This is a genomic window from Bradyrhizobium sp. DOA9 (assembly GCF_000617845.2).
Classification (GTDB): Bacteria; Pseudomonadota; Alphaproteobacteria; order Rhizobiales; family Xanthobacteraceae; genus Bradyrhizobium.
Map to the genome: position 1 here is coordinate 309,665 of NZ_DF820426.1, position 21,190 is coordinate 330,854.

Genomic DNA, 21,190 nt, shown 5'->3' on the forward strand with positions numbered 1-21,190 from the left:
GTTTGAATCCGCCTTGCACCCCGCGATCGGAGTGATGGGTCAACCCTGCGCCCGGCTGCCGCTGATGGATGACCATCGTATAGCGCGACGATCGCGGCGCCGAGATGAGTCTTGCCGCCGCCGGGTGGACCGAACAGAAGCAGATTGGCGCCGGCCTTCAACCAGGCGTCGCCGGCGGCGAGCGCCATCGCCTGTGCCTTTGACAGCATCGGCACGCTTTCGAGGTCGAAGGTGGCGAGCGTCTTGCCGGCGGGCAAACGCGCTTCCACCATGTGTCGCTCGATGCGTCGGCGGGTACGATCGGCTGCCTCGTGCTCGGCAAGGGCGGCGAGGAAGCGGGCGGCAGGCCAGCCTTCCTTGTCCGATTGCGCGGCGAGCTTCAGCCAGATCGCCTTGACGCCCGGCAGGCGAAGCTCATTGAGGAGCAGCTCGACGCGGACAGCATCGACGGATGTCGTCATACCGGTCATGCTGCTTCTCCCAGGTTCGAGTGGGTCGACACGATGCTAACGGAGGCCAGCTCATCGTAGACGTCGAGCGGCGCCAGTTTGACGGCGACACCCGGGATCGAGCTCGCCTCGGGCCGGAAGCGATCGCGCAGTACGGCAAGATCGGGTAACCGTCCGGCATCAAGATCGATCGCGATCGCCTCGGCGAGGCCGGCTTCGCAGGCTCGCTCTTGAGCCAATGCCAGAAGCTCAACCGTCACCTTGCAGGCGCGCCGGTCGTCACCGTGTTCCCGAAAGGCCTCGAACAGACGTTTGTAGGCTGCGCGCGGGAAGAGCTGGTCGCGATAGACGAGGTTGAGGAGCGCCATCGGCTTGCGCCGCAGGGCATGTATAACGTGCCGGTAATCGACGACATGCCCGCCCTGGGTCTCCGATACTGGCCGACCGCGCCGCAGCGTCACGACCGGCGTGACGCCGAGGAAGCATTCGAGCCGGTCGTCGAAGATGCGCACACGCAGGCGATGGCTCAAGCGCAAGCACGTGACGCTGTCGATTGTGTGGGAGGAGTACATCGCCGGCGAACCCGGCGGGTATCGTTGTTAGCGGTTCTGCGTCTCTACCGGGCCTGGGAAGGCAGGCTGTCGGTGACGATGCGCCAGTCGCATGCGGCCGACGACAAGCTGTTCATCGACTATGCCGGCGACGGCCTGCCGGTGGTAATCGACCGGTTCGCCGGCGAACCGCGCACCGCGCAGATCTTCGTCGCGGTGCTGGGCGCATCGAGCTTCACCTACGCTCAGGCGACCTGGAGGCAGGGCCTCGCCGACTGGATCAGCGGGCACGTCGGCGCCTTCGAGGCAATCGGCGGTGTGCCGGCACTGCTGGTGCCGGACAACACGCGGTGATCGAGACCTGCCTCTACGATCCGCAGACCAACCGCAGCTATGCCGACGTAGCGGCCGGCGCGTCGTCTCCGCCTTCATCGCCACCGCGTTCGCCCAAGACGATGCCGAGGCCGCTCGCACCCAGTGGCGCAAGGTCGCTGACCAGCTCCGTCCCAAGCTGCCCAAGCTTGACGGCTTCCTGGACGAGGCCGAGACCGATGTGCAGAGCCTACATGACGTTCCCGCCGCAGCACCCGACCAAGCTGCACTCGACCAATCCGATCGAACGCCTGTACGGCGAGATTAAGCGCCGGACCGAGGTCGTCGGCATCTTCCCCAATGAAGATGCCATCGTTCGCCTCATCGGCGCGATCCTGCTCGAGCAAAACGACGAATGGGCTGTCCAGCGTGCCCGCTACATGACGCTGGAAGCCATCGCGCCGATGATCCCACCGTCAGCCTTCCGGCGATTGCCAGCTGACCAGCCCGGCTCTCGCCGGCGAACGCGGTGACCCGCCGCCACCTACACCACGCTAGGGGACACGATTGGTGGACGCATCGAGAGGTCGTATCACCCCAACATTGTCGTCAATCTCAATGTGCGTGCCAAAAGGTACCGAAAGCTTCCGCAAGCGCTCGAGAATGACGGCTCCATAGTGCGGCACTGCAATCCTAGGAATGCCCCGATTTGCCATGCGCTGCGAATGGCCGAGTTCTAGCGGAACCAACCGGACCTCGGCCAGCCGATTTTGCTCGAACCGGCACACCGGGATGACGCTTTCGTAAAAGATTGGGTCCGTGAAGCCATAATCCGTCTCATAGCCGGCGGACTCCTCAGCCGCGGTCACGTCGGCATCTGTATCGATCCTGGGATCCTTGCCATACGCGGCAAAAGTGTCGGCGGCGACTGGAGTTCGCAGTCCGTCGAAAAAGAAGTTACCGACCCCGTAGAGGATGGGACGGTCTTTGTAGATTTCTATGCCTCGCAGCCGGTGCGGGCCGTGAACCACATAGGCATCGGCGCCCGCGTCGATTACCTCGCGGGCGAATGCCTGTTCGTAGTTGGCAATGTCTTCACTCCAATTTCCGGGTTCGTGTCCATGGTTGGTGGCAAGGCAAAAATCAGAATATTGCTTCGCTTGCCTGATGTTTCGCAGAATATTTGAGACGTCGTGTACGTTCGGCTCGAAGCTGTGCCCTGGGTTTTCGCTCGCTTCGAACCGGATTCCAGCCATGAGAAGGCGGCGGGGATCGATGAAAGGTGCTTTGAATCCCGGCACGGCATCTCTTACACTCCGCAACGTTTCTAGTACCTCTAGGGGAACCATGATGCTGGCCCTAAGCCTGAGAGAATTGAGGCCGGGGCGACCTGGCGCTTGCCCGGCCGGGTCGCCCGCACGCGACATTGGCAGGAAGGTGGATGCGAAAGAGACAAGCGCAACTCGCCCGTGCTCGGTCTCAAGAAAACGCGCTGCAGCGGCCTGCGCTAGAGTCTCGCCAGCGCCCGCATGGACGATCCCCGCCAGATCGAGTACGCGGCTGGTTTCGCGCATGCCTTCGATACCCCAGTCGAACGCGTGATTGTTCGCGCGCCCGATTAGATTAAATCCCATTTGTTTTAGATCAAACGCAACCTCCGGCAGACTGATATTGTGGCAGGCGCAGCCGGCTTGCGGAGAAGCTTTCGACGAACGTGCATCTAGTATCACTGTCTCCAAGTTACCAAACGTCACGTCGGCCTTTCGCAGAATATCGCTGACAGCGTCAAATCCGGAGAGTTGGCTCTTCGTCACCGGGCGCGACAGAATGAGATCACCAACTGCGATCATCGTGAATCCATCAGTGACATTCGTCGCTGCAGAACCGACAGCGTCGTAGCCGTCCGCGGTCGGAAAAGCGCCCTCTAAAGTCTTGGAAGTGGCTGCGGCAGTCCCGGTGTGGGCAGGCTGCGGACTTGTAGCCGGTTGGGCAGCTGCGAGATCGCTCCGCTCGATTTCGGCAGGTGTGAGCAGACCCATGTGATATCCTTTCACGGTTGCGCGGGTCAAGGAAGTTCGTTTGCAACGGCAACTCGCATGCGCGCGCTTAGACACTATCATAGCTTCGCTGCGATGTTTTGGTGAAATGTAGGTTAAGAGGCCCGAAAGGTCATATTTGCGCGTTTCACTCGTTACTCAGCTCGAAAAAACGTGCGCGGCGAGTCTTGCTCACAACGAAATTTTCAGAATCGGATTCTGGAGCGGCCCGCTGCAGGGATATGCCGTACTTTGGGGCAATTGCGTTCGCGGAATTGAATTGCGCGGGGCAAGTAGTGAGCTCCGTTCACATCGCAGGCCCCGCATGAACTTTCCCAAAGAGGACGGATTAACTTTGACCAGCTTCCGGTCGGAATAAACGTATTCAGGAATCGGGGCGGAAATTCTCCGTACATAATCGCCCGACCTACCGGGGGCTGCTGCACGATATAGGACTGACTACCCACATTTGCGCGAGAAATAATGCGTACATTTGCGTTAACACTTCGGTTGGCAGTTGACTGAGGACACATGCCGTTAACAGGGCGTAGACATGTTGCTGCGTCGCGCCCCGCGATGCGAGAAGATGTATTTCGAGAGCGCTGATGCAACGGGTCATGGCCGCTCGCACCAATTCATATGACTGGATGACGGCAAGAGGCATTCTCGCGGCACGGCGCGCCTTGGCTCATTGCGAGGTCGATTGACGCGAATAGGATCGCGGTAATGAATGTTTTGAATGTATCGGTGCCAGGCGAGAGTCCGGGGCAGCCTACCGGCGCGCGAGGGTAGCTGTGATCGGCGCAGGGATTGTGGGCTTAATGTGTGCTCTTGAAATCCAACGGGCGGGCATGGAGTTGGTCGCAATCGATGCTGGGCCTCCCCGCGGCAGGCAAGCGGCCTCTTATGGCAACGCTGGGTGGGGATCGATCGCCGCGCGGTAATGCCAGTTTCAGTCCCAGGCCTTTGGCGGAGATTGCCTAGCTACCTATCTGACCCAACTGGGCCTTTTGCTATCCGATGGCCATACTTACCACGGTTACTCCCGTGGCTCGTTCGGTTTTTATGGGCAGGGCGCAGCTGGAAGGAAGTCGAAGCATGCGCGCGAGTACGCTTCGAGCTTTGCCGCTCGGCGTCAGCTGACCATCCAAAGATCTCCGCAGAGGCTGGTGTGAGCCACCTGGTCCAGCGAAAGGGGATACTGATGGTTTGCCGAGATCGCTAGGAGATGCTCGCAGGTCAGCAGGAAAGGGATATTCGGCAGCAACTCGGCACGCCATGAACTGGACGAGACTGATTTGAGAAGACGGGAACCGACTCTTTCGAGCGAATATCGAGATGGGCTCTTAAACAAAGACGGCTGCCACGTAAGTAACGTGCGAGCATACTATGAGGCGCTAGCAAAGTTGATATTAACTCGAGGTGGCAAATGCATCCACGCGCGGGCTTGCGGCTTTGAAGCCAACAAAGGGCGGCTTACGAAGGTCTTCACGGATACAGGCGGGATAAGCTGTACCCATGCGGTTGTGGCAGCCGGAATCGGTTCGAAGCGGCTTGCTGCTGCCGCTGGTGATTACGTCTCGCTTAAATCCGAACGCGGCTACCACGTGGTCTTCGCAAAATCAGGTTTGATAAACGGCCCAATTATGCCCTTGGACGGCAAGATGGCCATCACCCTCCGCATCCTCAACATCGTCGACGACGTCACCAAGGAATGCCTGGGCGCCACTCCGGACACGTCGATCTCGGGGCGGCGCATGGCCCGCGAACTCACGACAATCGTCGGGCGACGCCGCAAGCCAGGAATGATCGTGTCCGACCATGGCACCGAGTTCACCTGCAACGCCATGCTGGGTTGGTGCAAGGAGGCAGCCATCGATTAGCACTTCATCGCACCGGAAACCCATGCAGAATGGCTTCGTCGAGAGCTTCAACGGCCGAATGCGCGATGGGCTACTCAACGAGACTCTGTTCTTCGATCTCGACGACGCGCCCGCCTAGATCACCAATTGGGTCGCCGACTACAATCAACAGCGTCCCCACTCGTCGCCGACCCCCGCGGCCTACGCCGCCCACCTCACCGCAACGGACGATCGGCTGCGCAACCCCGACCAGCTCCGCCGATCGTCCGTTGCTTCACCCGCGCCACTTGGCGAACAAAACTCCGAGACTCTAACTGCCGCTGGATGAAAATTCAGTGGCAGGTCAGGCCCGCCACAACTCTCAGTGACGATCCGCTCCTTTTCTTCTAATGCCCAAGCGTCGAGCGCCCGTTGAGAGGACCTCAAGTCGGGAAACCTTCGGCATAGGCATATGGTCAGTCATACGCCTATGTCTTCATCCTCCATCAAACCGCGCAAGGCGACCGCCACCGGAGGGATACGGTGATTTGGACGGCATTTTTTATGCTGTGACCGGCATCGGCCGCCATCCGCTTGCCTTCCTGATCAATCCCGGCAACACGCAACTGCTTGGTCGTTTTACAAGCTTGATAGCGATGGCCCGCAGCCCGCGTCGTCTCTTGGCTAACCTTACTGCGTCATTGGGCATTGAGCATCGAGCGGTCCCGGTTGTCTGAGCAGAATCTCCGCATCGATAAGTGGAGCCTCTGCCGGGGTTAGGCTACCGTGCGGAGGGGTAGCGAAGTGAAGTAGGCTTGATCCGGTGTGCTGCCGTCACGGCTCGAATGTGGACGGCGGCAATTGTAGAGGTCGAGGTATCGGCGATGGAGGCAGGGTTTCGCTGACTTTCTCGTAGGCCCGCAGATGAACCTCCTCGTATTGGACGCTGCGCCACAGCCGCTCAACGAACACGTTATCCCGCCAGGCGACCCGGCCGTCCATGCTGATGGCGATGCCGTTCTCGGTGAGCACGCCGGAGAACGCCGCGCCAGTAAACTGCGAGCCTGGTCGGCGTTGAAGATCTCGGGCTTGCCGTGACGGGCCAGGGCATCTTCCAGTGTCGCGACGCAGAATGCCGCCTCCTTCGTGATCGACAGCCGCCACGACAGAACCCGGCGGGTCGCCCAGTCCAGCACCACGGCCAGATAGACGAAGCCTCTCGCCATCGGGATGTAGGTGATGTCCATCGCCCAGACCTGGTTCGGGCGCGTGATCTCCATGCCGCGCAGCAGATAGGGAAGTATCGCTCCGGCGAAGACCGCCTTGCGCGGTTTGAAGGAGGATGAAGACATAGGCGTATGACTGATCATGTGCCTATGCCGAGGGGTTCCCGACTTGAAGTCGTTTCGACGGGCGCACGGCGCCGTTGGACATTGCAAGAAACGCAGCGGATCGTCACCGAGAGCTATGGCGGGTCGCGCCTGGTGTCGGTGACTGCGCGACGTAACGGGCTGTCGACAAGCCAATTGTTCACGGGGCGCCGGTTGGCACGCGAAGGCAAGTTGAACGGCGATGCTGCGCCGGTGCTTGTTCCGGTTGAGATCACGCCTGCGGCGGCTCCGTTCTCGAGTGGCGTGCCACAACCGGCGTCTTCACCGCCTGCGCACCGGGCAGGGGCCGGCATTATCGAGATCGAGCTTGGCGGCTTCCGTGTTCGCGTTGACCGCGACGTCGATGTTGAGGCGCTGCAGCGGGTTCTTCAGATTCTGAAACGGCGATGATCCCGATCCCGAGCGGCGTCAGGGTCTGGATCGCCACTGGCCACACCGACATGCGCCGCGGAATGCAAAGCCTGGCGCTTGCGGTCCAGGAGAGCCTGAAGCGCGATCCTCATGCTGGCGATCTCTACATCTTCCGAGGTCGCCGCGGCGATTTGGTCAAGGCTTGGCATGTCGCTCTACGCCGAACGCTTGGATCGCGGCAAGTTCATCTGGCCGTCGGCGTCCGACGGCGCGGTATCGATCTCGGCGGCGCAAATGGCTTTCATGCTGGAAGGGATCGACTGGCGGAATCCCCAACTGAGCTGGCGGCCGCAAAGCGCGGGCTAAGCGCAGAATCCGCTGCTTTTTGCATTTTGGGGAGTTCCATCGCGTCCAATCTGTGATTCACTGCCGCATGAATGCAGATCGCGACGCTGCTCCGGATGACGTTACCACCCTGAAGGCGGCGCTGGCAGCCGAGCGCGCGAATGGTTTGCAGGTCGCCGCCGCGCTCGCTGTCGCCCGCGCGAAAGCGTCAGAAGATGAAGCGCTGATCGCGCAACAGAAGCTGCAGATTGCCAAGCTGAGGCATCAAATCTACGGCCAGCGGTCGGAGCGTTCGCGCCTGATCGAGCAGTTGGCGCTGACGTTCGAGGAGCTGGAAGCCGACGCCACCGAGGACGAGCTTGCGGCGGAACGGGCGGTGGCCAGGACGACGACGGCGCGGAGATTTACCCGCAAGCGTGCCGAGCGCCAGACCTTCCCCGAGCACCTTCCCCCGGAACGGGTGGTAATCGATGGACCTGCGGCTTGCGAATGTTGCGGCAGTAGCCGCCTGCGCAAGCTCGGCGAGGACGTGACGCTGACGCTGACGCTGGAAGTGGTGCCGCACCAGTGGAAGGTGATCGAGACGTTCCGGGAGAAGTTCTCCTGTCGCGACTGCGAGAAGATCAGCCAGGCACCGGCACCGTTCCATGCCGTCCCCCGGGGATGGGCTGGCCCGAGCCTCCTGGCCATGATCATGTTCGAGAAGTTCGGTCAGCATCAGCCCTTGAACCGCCAGGCCGAGCGCTACGTGCTGGAAGGCGTGCCGATCGCACTGTCGACCATGGCAGATGCCGTAGGCGCAGTCTGTGCCTCGCTGGATCCCCTGCTGCACCTGCTGGAAGCCCATATTATGAGGGTCGAGCGCCTTCATGCCGATGATACGACCGTGCCGGTGCTGGCCAAGGGCAAAACCGATACGGGACGATGCTGGATCTACGTCCGGGACGACCGGCCGTTTGGAGGCAGGACCCGCCGGCGGCGATGTTCTATTACTCACGCGACCGCAAGGGCGAGCATCCTCAGGGGCATCTGGCGGGGTATGCCGGCATCCTGCAGGCCGACGCCTATGACGGGTACAACTAGCTCTATCTGGCGGGATGCCAGCCAGGCCCAGTCCGGGAGGCTGCCTGCTGATCGCAGGGACGGCGCCCGTTCTTTGCCATGGCCGACATCGAAGAGAATGCCCGGCGCAAGGCCACCGGCAAGAAGGAAATCCCGCTCTCTCCGATCGCGATCGAGGTCGTGCGGAGGATCGATGCACTGTTCGAGATCGAGCGCTCCATCAACGACAAGAGTGCCGAGGAGCGCCTTCAGGTGCGGCCGACGCTGAGCCGGCCCCTGGTCGAGGACCTCCAGGTCTATATGCGGGAGCCGCTTGCCGAGCTGTCTCGGGGACACGATCTGGCCAAGGCGTTCAACTATATCCTGAAGCGCTGGACGAGCTTCACCTTGTTCCTCGAGGACGGGCGCGTATGTCTCTCCAACAATGCACCGCCGAGCGAGGGCTGAGGGGCATTGCTCTTGGCCGAAAGTCCTGGCTGTTCTGCGGCTCCGATCGCGGAGGGCGGCGCGCCGCAGCTATGTACAGCCTCATCGTCACCGCGAAAACGAACGGCATCGACCCGCAGGCTTGGCTCACCGACATCCTCGCCCGCATCGCCGCCCATCCGGCTCATCGGCTGAACGAACTTCTGCCTTGGAATTGGACGCCAGCATCAGCGATCTCCGCTCGAGCGGCATGACCATGCACGTCAACAAGGTCCATCACGTCACCACCATCACCCAGGTCGCGAAAGACCTCGGCGAAGACGAAGATTGGCTCTGGGACATCGCCAACGAGATGGAGATCGAGGGTGGCCTCATCTGGCTCTAGCGTCGGAGAAGACGGCGTCCAGGCGTTCACCGACTTCAGCATCGATAATCTGATCGAGCTCATCAAGTTCTACAAAGAACACCCTGAACTGCTCAGGCGATGACGCTGCGGCCTACGCCGAACGGATACGATAGGGATAGATATTGTGGCGAGGCTCGGGCTGGGTGGTGCGCGGCCTGCGATAGAGCGCCCCTATCCCCATCCGCCGCATCAGCGTTTTGACATGCCGGCGGCCGACCTTGCACCCCTCTGCAGTCAGCTGGCCTCGCAGCATTCGCGAACCGGCGAAGGGAAACTCCAGATGCAGCCGGTCGAGCCTTTGCATCAGCGCGACGTCTTTGGGCGGCACTGGACGCGGCAGATAGTAGACGCAGCCGCGGCTAATGTTCAGAGCTTCCGCCTGCTTGCTGACCGGCACATCGTGTTCACGGTTGATCATCGCTTTGCGCTCAGCAATCCCGCCTTGGTGAGCGCTCCATCAAAACTCGTTCTCCAGCGTCAACTCGATACCCTTGGCGTGCAGCTACTTCACGTCGACCGTGGGCTCGGCGATCCCACTCCCGCCGTCCGGACCGAACACATCGGCCGCGCCGCCTTCGATCGGGCGTTTCACGATGTGATCTGATTGGGTGAACGTCAGACTCCTGCGCCAGTCGCGTCAGTCGCGCCAGCGTGCGGTCACCCTTGACGGCGGCAAGTGCCACCTTCGCCTTGAAAGCCGGAATGTGGTCCGCCGTGCTTGTCTGCTCATCGTCTCGCCTGATCCGCGGGTCAATCTTGTCCCCCGTCAGACGGAAACTCCACTTATCGCGCTGTTCAGATTTGCGGAGCCAGCTCAGCCGTGCTTGCGGCGCTGATCTTCCTCCAAAAAAGTGGACAGGGTTAAGCTGTTTTCTGCTCCATCTGGATCGGGCTGTTGTAGCCGATGGCGGAGTGGCGCCGGGTTCGGTTGTAGTAGCCCTCGATGTAGGCAAAGATATCTCGTTTGGCTTGTTCCTTGGTGGCGTAATGCCGATGATGAACGAGCTCTGTCTTGAGCGTGTGGAAGAAGCTCTCCATTGGCGCGCTGTCGTAGCAGTCGGCCTTGCGGCTCATCGAGGCGCGGAAGCCGGCGGACTTGAGCGCGCTGCGGTAGTCCCCCGAGGCGTATTGAACACCGCGATCTGAGTGGTGGATCAGTCCGGCGTCGGGGTTCTGCGCTGAGATTGCCGTCCTCAACGCCATCAGCGGTAGTTCCGCCGTCATATGATCCTGCATGGCCCAGCCGACGATCTTGCGGCTGTAGAGATCCATGATGGCAGCCAGATAAAGCCAGCCCTGGTCGGTATCGATGTAGGTGATGTCAGCGAGCCAGACCAGGTTTGGCGCGGCGGCGGTGAAGTCCCGTTTGACCAGATTCGGAGCGATCGGGTGGTCATGACGGCTGTCGGTGGTTCGTACTCGCCGTGGTCGCGCCGTGATAGCGCGAATGCCATGACGGCGCATCAATCTCTCGACCCGTCCTCGGCTCACGCCGTGGCCCTGCGCCTTCAGTTCGACATGAATGCGAGGGCTGCCATATCGCCCACGATTGTTGCTATGGATTTGCCGGACATCTTCCAGCAATTCACGAGTTTCAGCGGATCGCACACTTTCCAGGCGGGATCGCCAGGCGTAGTAACCGGCTCGCGAGACGCCGAGCACGTCGCACATGATCCTGACAGGGTAGTCGTCACGGCGATCTTCGATGAAGCGGAATCTCATGTCCGGGGTCCAGCAAAGATCGCGATCGACTTTTTTAAAATGTCGCGCTCCATGCGCAATCGATCGATCTCCTGCTGCAAACAGCAACTCTCCGCATGGTCCGACGACGGCAGCGCCGCCGGCGTGGTGTGGCGCTGCGCCGCTGCCGTCGTCTCGAATCCAGCCTCTCGTTGCTCGACCCAATAGCGCAATACCGAGTCACGCAGCCCGAGTTCCTTGGCGACCGAACCGATCGACCGACCGCTCGACGCAACCAGATCGACCGCCTGCCGCTTGTATTCGTCCGTAAATGATCGTCGTCGACGATGTTTCATCAGACACCTCCTGGCTCCTTGAGCCTAGTACAGGTGTCCACCAATTTGGAGGAGGTTCAGCGCACCCTCGTCGACATCTCGGCAGCCGGATCGGATGGTCCGCTCTTCCGTGAACCTGGCTTTACGCATCGTCCGTCTCCTCACTGGATTATTGGATCATTTCTTGCAGGTAGCGAAGCAATGAGGAGTCTACGTCGTCGGCTTAGAGCCACATATAAAGCGAGAAGGAACGCAGATGAACAAGCAAGTCGGATCGGATTCCATGTACCTGCGCGCCCTCGGCGATGTGAATTTAGCGATTGAAGATAGAATCCGAACAATTGGCTGCCATAATGCGGCATCGCTCTGGTCCGCCCAGGATCAGCTGGCGAGCGCCCTTGCAAACGCCGGTATACATTTCGAGGACCGCGGTTATCCGCTATGCCTCCGGCCGCTTACCATTACCCCAAAAAAGGCATTCGAAATGCAAATCATTGCGGAGCGTTTTGTCCAACTCTTGGATGTCGCTGCGGAACTATACTGCTGCGATATTGCGGTTCGAGACCTCTTCCCTTCTTACAATCATCTCGTGCATTGGACCACTCGCCTCCCGAAACGACGTCCTATTGTGACTGTAGGCCGATTAGATGGACTTTTTGCGATCGATGGTCATTACAAGATAATTGAAACGAACACCGAAGGTCCGGGGGGAGTTGTTCAAACGGGCCTAGCCGCAAACATCTGGAGCAATACGTCCAATCCTCTCACTCAAGATCTGCCGTTCGAACGCTCGAAGCAGCGCTTCAAAGCCGATCCGAACACCTTTGTTCGCGAACTTAAAGCCGCATACCATGCCGAAACGGGCGATGAGCTCCGTTCTGCCGCCGTGTTGAACTTTAAAGGCAGATATGCGAACGAGGTCGACTGGATTGAAAAGGGTCTAGCAGCCGTCAGCGTCAAGTCACAGGTGTTGGATATTCGTGCATTGAAACGCACTTCCGACGGCCTATTTGGGCCCGACGGCGATGCTATTCAGCTCACCTACAACAAGGTGGATGTAAGAGACGTAATGGCCGCTCATGAGTGCAGCGAATATCTCGAGGCCTGCGCGAGACAAGAAGTTGTTTCGATCAATCCTTGGATTGCGCAGTGGATACTGTCCGACAAGGCCATCCTTGCTTTGTTCAGTGATCCTCGTTTCAGGTCCAATTTTTCCTCCGAGCATGTCTCGCTCATCGAACGCCATGTCCCTTGGACCCGCGTCATACGTCCTGGGCAAACAACTGATCCGGACGGACGGCTTGTGGATCTCCTAGAGTACATTCGTCTCAATCAGTCACGGTGCGTTCTAAAGCCTTCGAACGCGACTCGCGGTGAAGGGGTCCAAGTTGGTCCTCTAGTCACTCCATCCGACTGGGACAAACAGCTTAGCGAGGCTGCAAACGGCTCGTACGTGGTTCAAGAATACATTCACACTGGACAATTAACTGCGCTCAACCTGCGACGCCGCTCGGTTGAAGCAATGTCGTGGGGGCTCGATTGCTACATATTTTCCGGGCAATTTGCGGGCTTCCATGCGCGCGCCAGTGCCGATGCCGTGATGAACATTGGACAACGTGGCATATTGCTGCCTGTTGCTTGATCGAGGCCTAGTTCGCGCAGGGCAGGCTTCCTGAACACACTCGGCGGCGCCGTGCGATTTGCTGGAGGGAGCGTCGGTCACGTTTAAGCAATGTCGACGCCGTTGGTCAGCCGGCACGGATCATCGGCTAGACCGCGGCTGCGGCCTTCCATGCGGGCTTCAGAAGCTCTGCGACGCCAATCGTAAGCCCCGGTCCGATCGTTAAAGGGGCGTGCCGAGTGGGGGCGGGGATGTCGCCTCCGCCCCCTCCCAGACCCGGACGAGCAGGTTCCCCGCATCCGGTTCTTTAGAGCCGCAGCTCAGGACCGCCAGCGTCTGACCAACTGTTCTCGCTCTTTTGCATCCTGAGTTGGCGGGTCTTCTGAATGACGATGCTCAACCGTTCCGCCCTGAAGCGCCGCCAACTCTCGCGTTGACTGCGACAGAAATCGGCGCGCTTGATCGTCTCGTCAACGACCAACCAAAAGCAACACAGAACACTCTCTCGCACTATCCGATCAAGATCGCTCGGCTCGGCGGTTATCTCGCCCGCGCCAGCGACCTGCCGCCCGGCAACACCGTCATGTGGCACGGGCGCCCATGCCTCGCCGACATAGCGCTGCACGCCCTGGTCGAAGGAACAATTGTGGCAAATTGAGAGCCTCACCGGAGGCTTACGACGATCACGGGGGGCCCGCTGGATCCTTGTCTCTTTCACTTCCGTTTGGCCTCTTGCGGCTTCGAGCACGCTCACGTCGTATTTGGCGGTGAGAGCTTCGTTGCCCTGGCCGAAGGCCTGCAGAATGCCCTCTGGTCGCCCGGTGGGGAGTCGCGGGAGCATCGACTCCCTCCGGTGAGGGCCGCCTTGTCGGGTAAATACGAGTGCTGTGTAACAGCCCTTATGGACAGCAGTAAGTTCAGTGCTCAGATTGAACGGTTCGAGGTTGTCGAGATTGGCCTTCGCCGTCGCTGGACCGATGATGAGAAACTCAAGATCGTTCTGGAGAGTTTGCAAGAACCGCGCGCGGTCTCGTCGACAGCACGACGATACGACGTTTCGCGCTCGCTCCTGTTGACTTGGCAGCGACCGTTCGGAACGCGCACGAGCGATATTGAACAACCTTAGCCAGCCTTTGTGCCGGCGATGGTAGTGCCGGACCAACCGCCGGCGCCGCCAGTGGCTTTAGCGGGCACACGAGCGGACGCATGGAGATTGTCGTCGGCAAGGAAAATGAGCGCCGCAAGGTGTAAGGCAAAAAGCCAGCGTGATCTCGCCACTGGCGCTGGAATCCGTCCGCCGGATCGATGCCCCGTTTGGAGATCGAGCGCGGCATCAACGGAGATACGCCCGAGCGGCGACGAGCCGTGCGCCAGGACCGCAGCGTCATGCCGGTCGCTGATCTGAGGGGCTGGATGCGCGAACAACGCGCCAAGCTCTCACGGCGCAACGATGTTGCCAAGGCGATGGACTACATGCTCAAGCGCTGGGATGCGTTTACCCGCTTGCTCGACTTCTCCTTTGTTTAGGAGCCAGTGGCTTGCACCACATCTACGGATCCGGGCTCACAGCGCAGCCGGGCAAGTGGTAGGGACGGCCCAGTAACAACGCGAACTCGTAGCTAATGGGCATCACGGCCTGCAACCGTTTCGTGCTCCAGACCCCCTATCCCGGCTTCGACAGACTAACTCCGAAAGATCAGCCTCACCACCGAACTTGAGACGCCGGAGACATCCTGCCCTTTAACAACGCGGCCGAGCGAGCGACACGTTGTCTTGCGCTGGCAAGAAAGGAAGGGTTCTCGCCGGTTCTGATCGGGGCTCTGGCTGCCGTGATGGCCACGGCTATCATAACGGCGTGTTTCAATGACACCGCCACGAAAGCCTTGCCCGGATGGATAGGGCATAGCCTCGGGAGAGGCGACAGAGGGTCTCCGGACAATGCGGGAGTGAGAAAGGGGCTGCATGACCGATCGCTAAACTTCAACATCTAGACATCTTCTACATCGCTGATCATTCATGAGGCGCCGATTTGGCGCAATCCTCGTCCGGATCTCGAAAACTGCCGTTCAATAGGAATGAGTGTGACGTCAAACGGTTCATACGAACATGGATCTTCGCGTCTCTCTTCCGAGACCTCACGCCTTACGGTCACATTTGTGAGGTCAGACTAAGCTCACCACCACTTGTCTTCCGCTGCGCAGTGTGTTTCCACGTGAATGTGCGAATATCATCCTCAGCAAGAATGCATCCGGCGCGATGTCGAGTACACAAGTTTTGCGCGAATTGCGGCTCCGGTGCAGGACGTGAATATACATGCAGCATGGAAACTTCTTGTCGATCCTCTTTTGTTCAATTCTGCAACCAGCGCACCACGCTTCCCAGGGGAACCAAACCGCATCTTAAACATCTTTTGGAGGCACGCATTTTGCATGTACCGCTAGTCGTGAAAGCATTATTCGCTTGTTGTGGCCTATTCCCTCGAGCCAGCGCAACCCACCCGACAAGTTTAGTCAATCCGGATCGTAGGCTTCCAAGATCGCCACATACGTTGCATGCATCCGGCTTATCGCAAAGGGCACAATGTGGCACCCGCACCGCCGCGGGGTATTCTATCAACCATCGCTTCACGCGGTGCCGGGCAAGTCGCCCAGAGAGGCTTCTCTATAACTTAACCTAGCTCGGTCTGCGGACCATCGAGGGGCACCTGGCCCTATACTGGTTTTGGCAGCGCTCTTGCAAGGCATCCGAACATATTACGCCGCTCAAGGTCAGCCAGAGAAACGATGCCCATCAGCGATCAATTGGCTGCCATGCGCAGTCATCGCAACCAGATCCACCGCTACCGCCAGCTCCTCACACGCGAGCTGCCAGAGCACGATCGCGGCTATCTCCAGGACCGCTTGTCCCAAGAATGCCGCGCGTTTCGAAGCCTCACAGACGCTGTTTTTCCCATAGTGGTCAGAGTCCCGCGTGGGATTCCCATTTCCGCACGATCAGCCGAGTAGAACAAGCGACCGATCGATTTTGGTCGAGACCGGGTTCCGCTGTTTGCTTGTGCTATAAGACGTTTAATGTCCGCAGGCCCACCAGCTGTGAGCCGCGCGTGAGCCCAATCGCCTTGCGTCTCTTCTTCGGCACAAGAAATCCGTGCGCACGGACATAGCTGACCCCAGACGGGGCCTTACAGGCAGGGGCTGAAACCGCGATCGGCGGTCGGCTAGGAGGCGTCTGCATGCGGACCGCTGATATACACCGACCCGCAGCTTGTCACCGAGCCAAAAAATAGTTATGGTCCTCGTGCTCACCAAAGGTGGTCGACCCTGTCTCGTGTGGCTTAGCCGCACGAGGTCTTCCCTTAGCAGCGTTAAGGCCCGACGCATCACCGTCGACGATCTCATCCGCCAATGAGCAGCTCATTATAGATCTCAGATTTGCGGTTCTCTACCACCTCATCTTAGGCAATGCTGGCCCTAGGGCGACCGTCCGGCCGAGTCCATCGCCCGCGCATGCCACTCTTGAGAAGTCGTCGCTCATCCCCCTCCGCAAACCGGCGCCCAGCCAAAAGCCGCGCCAAAGCTATTCTGGGCAGGCCACATCAAAGCAACTCCACTACATATTTTCACATCCTTCCTTCACTGCTTCTTCACGCCGCTAAGCCAGCGCCGGTTGATGTTCTTCTATTCACTGTCCGACGGAGGCGGCCTCGTCAAACCCGGTCCCGCCTGCCTTCGCTTCTCTAGCTCCGGAATGACGGCACTCTTATCGCGGCATGGCGATTGCTACCAAGAAGTCAGTAGGGACGGCTCCGCTGGCTGCCAACACCTAGGCAGGAACGCCGTCGTCTTGAGCTGAAAGCGCGCTCTCAGAACAACTCGTCGCGCAGGTCTATATCGCTCAGGTTAAACCGAGGACGGATGGAGAAGAAAGATGACTTCCAAGCAGGATACTTGTGTCAATAGCCCCACGACGGGAGCCTTGGTCCTCATGCGACGCGCTCCTCCAAAGGCCGCTGCGAGATCCGCGCTACTCGCTCTCGAGCTGGCAAGAGCGCTTTACCGTGAGCGTAGCCGTCAACTCGCTACATTTGCGTGGGATGCTGCGGCCGAGCGCAAGGCATCAGCTCAGTCATACCCAGGCACAAACGCCTCCAAGCGTGAGAGCGGCACGATGGCCTGCGCATGTACGTCCTCCGGTTAGAAGAAGAGACTGGGGACTTCTTCAGTTTGATCCTTGATGAGCAAGCCCTCGAGTATGTCCCGGTCAGTTGTCCGCGCAAACTCATGAATTCGGCTCGCTTGATCAGGAACTACCAGCGTTGAGAGGTTCAATATTAGGCGGGCCCCGTTAGGTATCCAGCAGCAGCCCCATCCTTGGAAACGGTGAAGGTACGTTATGACTGAGTCTGTCCGCTCCTCGCGCAATCTGCACGCTTTAAATGCGATGGAATCTAACGTTCGTCTGTACTCTCGTGCCTTTCCGGCCCTTTTTAGCCACGCGCGCGGGTCTTTCTTGCTGACCGAGACGGGCGATCGGTTCATCGACTTTCTATCCGGGGCGGGAGCGCTCAATTACGGGCACAACAATCATCAGATAAAGGCAGCTATGACGGCTTATCTCGCATCGGACGCTGTCGTTCACGGGCTTGATATGGCTACTCCGGCCAAGCTCGCATTTATGGAGACATTCAGTTCAGTTATCCTGCGGGAGCGCCGTTTGAGCTATCGATTTCAATTTACGGGGCCTACAGGTGCCAACGCTGTTGAAGCGGCATTGAAGCTCGCGCGCAAGGTTACAGGACGCCACAATATCATTTCATTCACGCGCGGCTATCACGGCCTCAGCCTCGGCGCCGCCGCCGCGACCGGAAATCAGTTCTATCGCAAAGCCAGCCAAGTCGCCCTGTCCGGCGTCACCTTTATGCCCTTTGATGGCTATCTCGGAGAAGGGATTGATGCGGCCGAATATCTGCGAAACGCGCTTCGGGACCCGAGCAGCGGCATCGATGCGCCAGCCGCCATCCTCCTCGAAACCATACAGGGGGAGGGCGGCATTAACGTCGCTCGAGAACCATGGCTCCGATCAATTCAAACCATCGCCGCGGAGATTGAAGCCGTCTTTATCGTCGATGACATCCAGATGGGTTGTGGCCGCACCGGCGACTTCTTCAGCTTTGAGTCCGCGGAGTTGTCGCCCGACATCGTAATCCTCTCGAAATCCCTGAGCGGTTATGGTCTACCCCTATCCTTGCTTTTGATTAAAGATGCGATCGACATATGGGAGCCGGGAGAGCACACAGGCACGTTTCGCGGAAACAACCTGGCACTTGTCTCCGCAACTGCTGCCTTGAATCTCTACTGGCGCAGTGCTGCCTTCTCGCAGAGCATTCACCAGATGGGAACGCTAATGCGGCAACGGCTGAACGCCATCTCCGCTGCGCAAGGAAACCGCTTCACCGTTCGAGGTCGCGGAATGGCGCTTGGCTTTGACTGTGGAAAGACGCCCGAAATTGCTGCGGTTGCAGTACGGACTGCCTACAATCGCGGTCTGATTATCGAGCGCTGCGGCCCGGCGGATGAGGTAATCAAGTTCTTTCCTTCGCTAACGATCGACCCAGAGACCTTGAATAGGGGTTTAGACATCTTTGAAGAGAGCTTAGCGGAAGCAATGAGCCAGTCGAGCGCAGCTTTGACATGACCTCTCCTTTCGGAGGCAGGTCTCCATTCGTCTATCCTGAAGAGGCTTCAGTTTCAGCTAAGCTGGCCCGGCCGACCTGGACCCCGGTATGGCTGCTGCTGCTAACCTACCACCTTCCTTCAGCAGGAGGTAGAGCCCGGCCCGAAGCGTCTGAGGCCGGCACTATCTTGGCCAGAGTTTCTTCATCGATCGCCGACAGTTGAGGAGGGGAGACCGATGAAGGCTTCAAGGCTTTCGGACGCCCAGAATGCGGTCTTTCTCAAGCAAGGTCTGACGGCGTGCCGGTTGCGGAGATCTGCCGCAAAGACGGTATCCAGCCAGCCGATCAATTTCAATTTGGAAGCCGAAAATGACGGGCTGCTGCCGACCAAAATGCAGCTGCTGAAGCAGCTCCGGGAAGAGAAACGTCAAGCTGAACAAGCTGGTGGGAGATCCTTGCTCGGCTGCGGGAGGTGAACCGACGAGAACTCTCAACCCTGGCCGCAAGGCACAAGCTCGTGACGAGGTTTGTGGCGATCGTCAGGTGCCGATCCACAAGGAGGATCTGGAGTTCGAGGCCGATCGACCTACCACTACAAGTCTCGTCGGTCCGGCCAGGGGGCACTGTACACTCGGATGAGGACGATCTGCCATTTTCACCTGCATTACGGCTGACGCCGCGCTCACGTGATGCTGGGTCGCGGGGAGTGGCTTCACGGCCAGAACAAACCCGACCGCCTCTATCACGAACGGGTGCAATACATCACCAGGCGTCGGCTCAAGGCCAAGCTGCGCGATCACCGCGGCCGGCCACGCGAGCCAACGAGACCTGGACCATGGACTTTGTCCATGACCAGCTGGGATCTGCCGGCAAGCTCCTCGTACTTGCGATGCTCCTTATCTTCCCCGCGTCTCGAAGGCGCTGGAGCCGTGGCTCCCTTCTGCTTCACCGCCACCGTGGAAGTACTGGAAAGGGTTTGCGATGAATCGGGCTCCCCACGTTGCGAGGTCGATCAGGGCAGCGAGTTCGTGTCACGCAATCTTGACGTCGGAACCTATCAACGTGGCCTCACGCTACGGTTCTCAAGGCCCACCAAGCCAACTGATGATGCCGCTACCAAAGTGTTCAATGGCCTCCGCACCGAACGCCTCAAGCCCATTGGCTTCTATCAGTTGCATACTCCCGAGCCAAACTTCGAGGTTTGACGCCGCGCAGATACCATAACGAGGAGGCCCAATGTTGCTTCCTTAGCGCCGTCGAACATCGGATCCCGGTCTGTACACCGCGGCTCAGCACAAGCACAAGATCTCGGCTTTGCTGCAAAGCGACGTGGCGTTGGCCCGCCAGCGTGATCAGAGGCGCACACTTTAGCTTCTGGTGATCCACAGTTCGGTTTTCCCCACAATCCAAAGACCCGCTGCCACGGGATGCCACCTCAATCGCGCGTCAAGAGGAGCCCAAACAGCCAGACATGAAACATGGCATGAGCGTCTTGTTTATTGGACATGAAGGTGTGTTGCAATTCGGGGATCGCGAGAGCCTCGAAACATTATCAAAGAGGGTCGGCCGCATTCGCTCTCCAGGGCTTCGCCACGCGCGGATACCGATCCAAACACATCAGAGGAGGAGCAACGACGCCGGGATAGCAGTAGGAGCTGCGCCGCCATTACGGAACCTGGTCGGTGCTGACGATTGTCACGAAGGCCCATTGATCGCAACCAGCAGACTACCCTTCCGGCAGTACCAGCTCGCTTACGGACAGTATTTCCAATTATCCTGGGATACGGACGCAAGGTGTCGAGAGCCGTTCTGCAAACAATGGTCTTCGTAGTCCGCGGATTGGTTGCGTCCAGATGATCCGGGCAGGAAGAGCCCCGGCAAAGGCCGGGGCTCTGGACTGTCGTTTGAACAAACGTCGCTATTTGAAAGCCAGCGGCCAGCCAAACTTGTAATTGAGCCGTGCGGTCACGAGGTCAAGCTCCTGATGAATGCGATCGTTTCCGAGCGTGCCACCACCGGCGGCAGCGAAGCCCACATCACTAGTCGGCATGAACACATGATCGTACTCCAGGCCGGCAGACCAGTTAGGCGTCAAATTAACCTCGAATCCCGCACCAACTACCCCGCCAAAACGTGTGGTGTCTGCGCTTCCAAGCCGCACGCCTGAAGCGATCGAGTTAACCTCATATCTGCTGCTTACGATCGCCGCGCCACCCTTTGCGTAGAGCAGCACGTTGTTGATGGCGTACCCAATCTGTCCAGTAATCAAGCCGAATGCTTCGGTGCTTGTCCGGTTATCGGTGTTCGAAAAGACCGCGCTTACATTAGAGCCTCTGAAATCAGCCCAGTTGCCCTGGCCCTCGACGCCAAGCACTGTCTGGCCGATTTGCCAGCGATAGCCGAGCTGACCACCGACCGTGCCGCCGCTCGAGTCGTGGGAACCCTCTGGATTGGTACCTGCGAAATCCCAGGAGTTCTGACTCAACCCCCAGCCTCCGTTCACGCCAGCGTAGAACCCGCTCCAGTCGTATAGCGCAACCGCGATCACTGCTGGCGGTGCTTTCGTGCAGAGGGGCTGTGCAGCGAGATCTGCAGCGAATGCAGATGGACCAGAGAGGAGTGCGACGATGCTCGCAGTCATTAGCAACAACTTTTTCATTTCGACCTTCATCCATGAGTGGCCCCCAACGGCCCCGGTCATAGCAGTAGC

Annotated in this window: 15 protein-coding genes and 10 pseudogenes; 18 read left to right on the forward strand and 7 right to left on the reverse strand. The window is 59.3% G+C overall.

Going from position 1 to position 21,190, the window contains the following annotated elements; all coding sequences use genetic code 11:
• Positions 1 to 8 precede the first annotated feature (8 nt).
• Both BDOA9_RS34710 and BDOA9_RS34715 read right to left on the reverse strand, forming a co-directional pair.
• Positions 9 to 470: pseudogene (locus tag BDOA9_RS34710) on the reverse strand (ATP-binding protein); the annotation flags it as partial.
• Positions 467 to 979, reverse strand: coding sequence for a hypothetical protein (locus BDOA9_RS34715; RefSeq protein ID WP_025038540.1), 513 nt, complete (start codon positions 977 to 979; stop codon positions 467 to 469). The gene BDOA9_RS34715 and the pseudogene BDOA9_RS34710, both read right to left, overlap by 4 nt.
• A 66-nt stretch (positions 980 to 1,045) precedes the next feature.
• Here BDOA9_RS34715 and BDOA9_RS34720 point away from each other — a divergent pair, with 66 nt between their 5' ends.
• A complete protein-coding gene (locus BDOA9_RS34720; protein WP_025038541.1) occupies positions 1,046 to 1,354 on the forward strand; it encodes an IS21 family transposase in 309 nt (102 codons plus the stop codon).
• 46 nt (positions 1,355 to 1,400) lie between these two features.
• Positions 1,401 to 1,845, forward strand: a pseudogene (locus BDOA9_RS37255) (transposase); the annotation flags it as partial.
• Positions 1,846 to 1,866: 21 nt separating this feature from the next.
• Here BDOA9_RS37255 and BDOA9_RS34730 read toward each other — a convergent pair.
• Positions 1,867 to 3,351 carry a CapA family protein gene (locus BDOA9_RS34730; RefSeq protein WP_025038543.1) on the reverse strand — a complete coding sequence of 495 codons (1,485 nt, stop codon included), beginning with the start codon at positions 3,349 to 3,351 and terminating at the stop codon, positions 1,867 to 1,869.
• 791 nt (positions 3,352 to 4,142) lie between these two features.
• Here BDOA9_RS34730 and BDOA9_RS40245 point away from each other — a divergent pair.
• The 4 genes and pseudogenes from BDOA9_RS40245 to BDOA9_RS38455 all read left to right on the forward strand — a co-directional run bounded on the left by BDOA9_RS40245 (position 4,143) and on the right by BDOA9_RS38455 (position 5,926).
• On the forward strand, positions 4,143 to 4,292 hold the full coding sequence (locus BDOA9_RS40245; RefSeq protein ID WP_152033730.1) for an FAD-dependent oxidoreductase: 150 nt from the start codon (positions 4,143 to 4,145) through the stop codon (positions 4,290 to 4,292).
• A gap of 339 nt (positions 4,293 to 4,631) precedes the next feature.
• Positions 4,632 to 4,994: pseudogene (locus BDOA9_RS40250) on the forward strand (FAD-dependent oxidoreductase); the annotation flags it as partial.
• A gap of 33 nt (positions 4,995 to 5,027) precedes the next feature.
• A pseudogene (locus tag BDOA9_RS34735) lies at positions 5,028 to 5,538 on the forward strand (integrase core domain-containing protein); the annotation flags it as partial.
• Between the two features lie 199 nt (positions 5,539 to 5,737).
• A complete protein-coding gene (locus BDOA9_RS38455; RefSeq protein WP_152033731.1) occupies positions 5,738 to 5,926 on the forward strand; it encodes a hypothetical protein in 189 nt (62 codons plus the stop codon).
• A gap of 39 nt (positions 5,927 to 5,965) precedes the next feature.
• On the opposite strand, the pseudogene BDOA9_RS34740 reads toward BDOA9_RS38455, so the two are convergent.
• Positions 5,966 to 6,493: pseudogene (locus BDOA9_RS34740) on the reverse strand (transposase); the annotation flags it as partial.
• Positions 6,494 to 6,547: 54 nt separating this feature from the next.
• Here BDOA9_RS34740 and tnpA point away from each other — a divergent pair.
• The 4 genes and pseudogenes from tnpA to BDOA9_RS40255 all read left to right on the forward strand — a co-directional run bounded on the left by tnpA (position 6,548) and on the right by BDOA9_RS40255 (position 9,149).
• Positions 6,548 to 6,970, forward strand: a complete 423-nt coding sequence (gene tnpA, locus BDOA9_RS34745; RefSeq protein ID WP_082847979.1) for an IS66-like element accessory protein TnpA — start codon at positions 6,548 to 6,550, stop codon at positions 6,968 to 6,970.
• 62 nt (positions 6,971 to 7,032) lie between these two features.
• A pseudogene (gene tnpB, locus BDOA9_RS34750) lies at positions 7,033 to 7,297 on the forward strand (IS66 family insertion sequence element accessory protein TnpB).
• A gap of 67 nt (positions 7,298 to 7,364) precedes the next feature.
• A pseudogene (gene tnpC / locus BDOA9_RS34755) lies at positions 7,365 to 9,018 on the forward strand (IS66 family transposase).
• Positions 9,015 to 9,149, forward strand: a complete 135-nt coding sequence (locus BDOA9_RS40255) for a hypothetical protein (protein ID WP_445291835.1) — start codon at positions 9,015 to 9,017, stop codon at positions 9,147 to 9,149. Before tnpC ends, BDOA9_RS40255 begins: the two are co-directional and overlap by 4 nt.
• A 121-nt stretch (positions 9,150 to 9,270) precedes the next feature.
• On the opposite strand, the pseudogene BDOA9_RS39700 reads toward BDOA9_RS40255, so the two are convergent.
• Positions 9,271 to 9,900 (reverse strand): annotated as a pseudogene (locus tag BDOA9_RS39700) (IS3 family transposase); the annotation flags it as partial.
• A gap of 131 nt (positions 9,901 to 10,031) precedes the next feature.
• Positions 10,032 to 11,206 (reverse strand): IS3 family transposase gene (locus BDOA9_RS34775; protein WP_152033733.1). Its coding sequence is split into 2 segments (ribosomal slippage): positions 10,032 to 10,918 and positions 10,918 to 11,206, totalling 1,176 coding nucleotides; the frame shifts between segments, so codons are not numbered across the junction.
• Positions 11,207 to 11,441: 235 nt separating this feature from the next.
• On the opposite strand from BDOA9_RS34775, the gene BDOA9_RS34785 reads away from it, so the two are divergent.
• The 8 genes and pseudogenes from BDOA9_RS34785 to BDOA9_RS38475 all read left to right on the forward strand — a co-directional run bounded on the left by BDOA9_RS34785 (position 11,442) and on the right by BDOA9_RS38475 (position 19,685).
• Positions 11,442 to 12,827 (forward strand): hypothetical protein, encoded by a 1,386-nt coding sequence (locus BDOA9_RS34785; protein ID WP_025038551.1) that lies wholly within the window; start codon positions 11,442 to 11,444, stop codon positions 12,825 to 12,827.
• Positions 12,828 to 13,176: 349 nt separating this feature from the next.
• On the forward strand, positions 13,177 to 13,464 hold the full coding sequence (locus BDOA9_RS37270) for a transposase (protein ID WP_082847980.1): 288 nt from the start codon (positions 13,177 to 13,179) through the stop codon (positions 13,462 to 13,464).
• A 21-nt stretch (positions 13,465 to 13,485) separates the two neighbouring features.
• Positions 13,486 to 13,671, forward strand: a pseudogene (locus BDOA9_RS38465) (IS21 family transposase); the annotation flags it as partial.
• 36 nt (positions 13,672 to 13,707) lie between these two features.
• Positions 13,708 to 13,932, forward strand: coding sequence for a transposase (locus tag BDOA9_RS38470; protein ID WP_152033734.1), 225 nt, complete (start codon positions 13,708 to 13,710; stop codon positions 13,930 to 13,932).
• A gap of 101 nt (positions 13,933 to 14,033) precedes the next feature.
• Positions 14,034 to 14,318: pseudogene (locus tag BDOA9_RS34795) on the forward strand (IS66 family transposase); the annotation flags it as partial.
• A gap of 2,880 nt (positions 14,319 to 17,198) precedes the next feature.
• Positions 17,199 to 18,500, forward strand: coding sequence for a diaminobutyrate--2-oxoglutarate transaminase (ectB, locus tag BDOA9_RS34800; RefSeq protein ID WP_025038554.1), 1,302 nt, complete (start codon positions 17,199 to 17,201; stop codon positions 18,498 to 18,500).
• Between the two features lie 216 nt (positions 18,501 to 18,716).
• Positions 18,717 to 18,956 (forward strand): hypothetical protein, encoded by a 240-nt coding sequence (locus BDOA9_RS34805; RefSeq protein WP_025038555.1) that lies wholly within the window; start codon positions 18,717 to 18,719, stop codon positions 18,954 to 18,956.
• 372 nt (positions 18,957 to 19,328) lie between these two features.
• Complete coding sequence (locus tag BDOA9_RS38475; RefSeq protein WP_152033735.1) at positions 19,329 to 19,685, forward strand: hypothetical protein; 357 nt, start codon at positions 19,329 to 19,331, stop codon at positions 19,683 to 19,685.
• A 713-nt stretch (positions 19,686 to 20,398) separates the two neighbouring features.
• On the opposite strand, the gene BDOA9_RS34810 is transcribed toward BDOA9_RS38475, so the two are convergent.
• The gene (locus BDOA9_RS34810; RefSeq protein WP_025038556.1) at positions 20,399 to 21,139 is read right to left on the reverse strand and encodes an outer membrane beta-barrel protein; all 741 of its coding nucleotides are present in this window, start codon (positions 21,137 to 21,139) and stop codon (positions 20,399 to 20,401) included.
• Between the last annotated feature and the right edge of the window lie 51 nt (positions 21,140 to 21,190).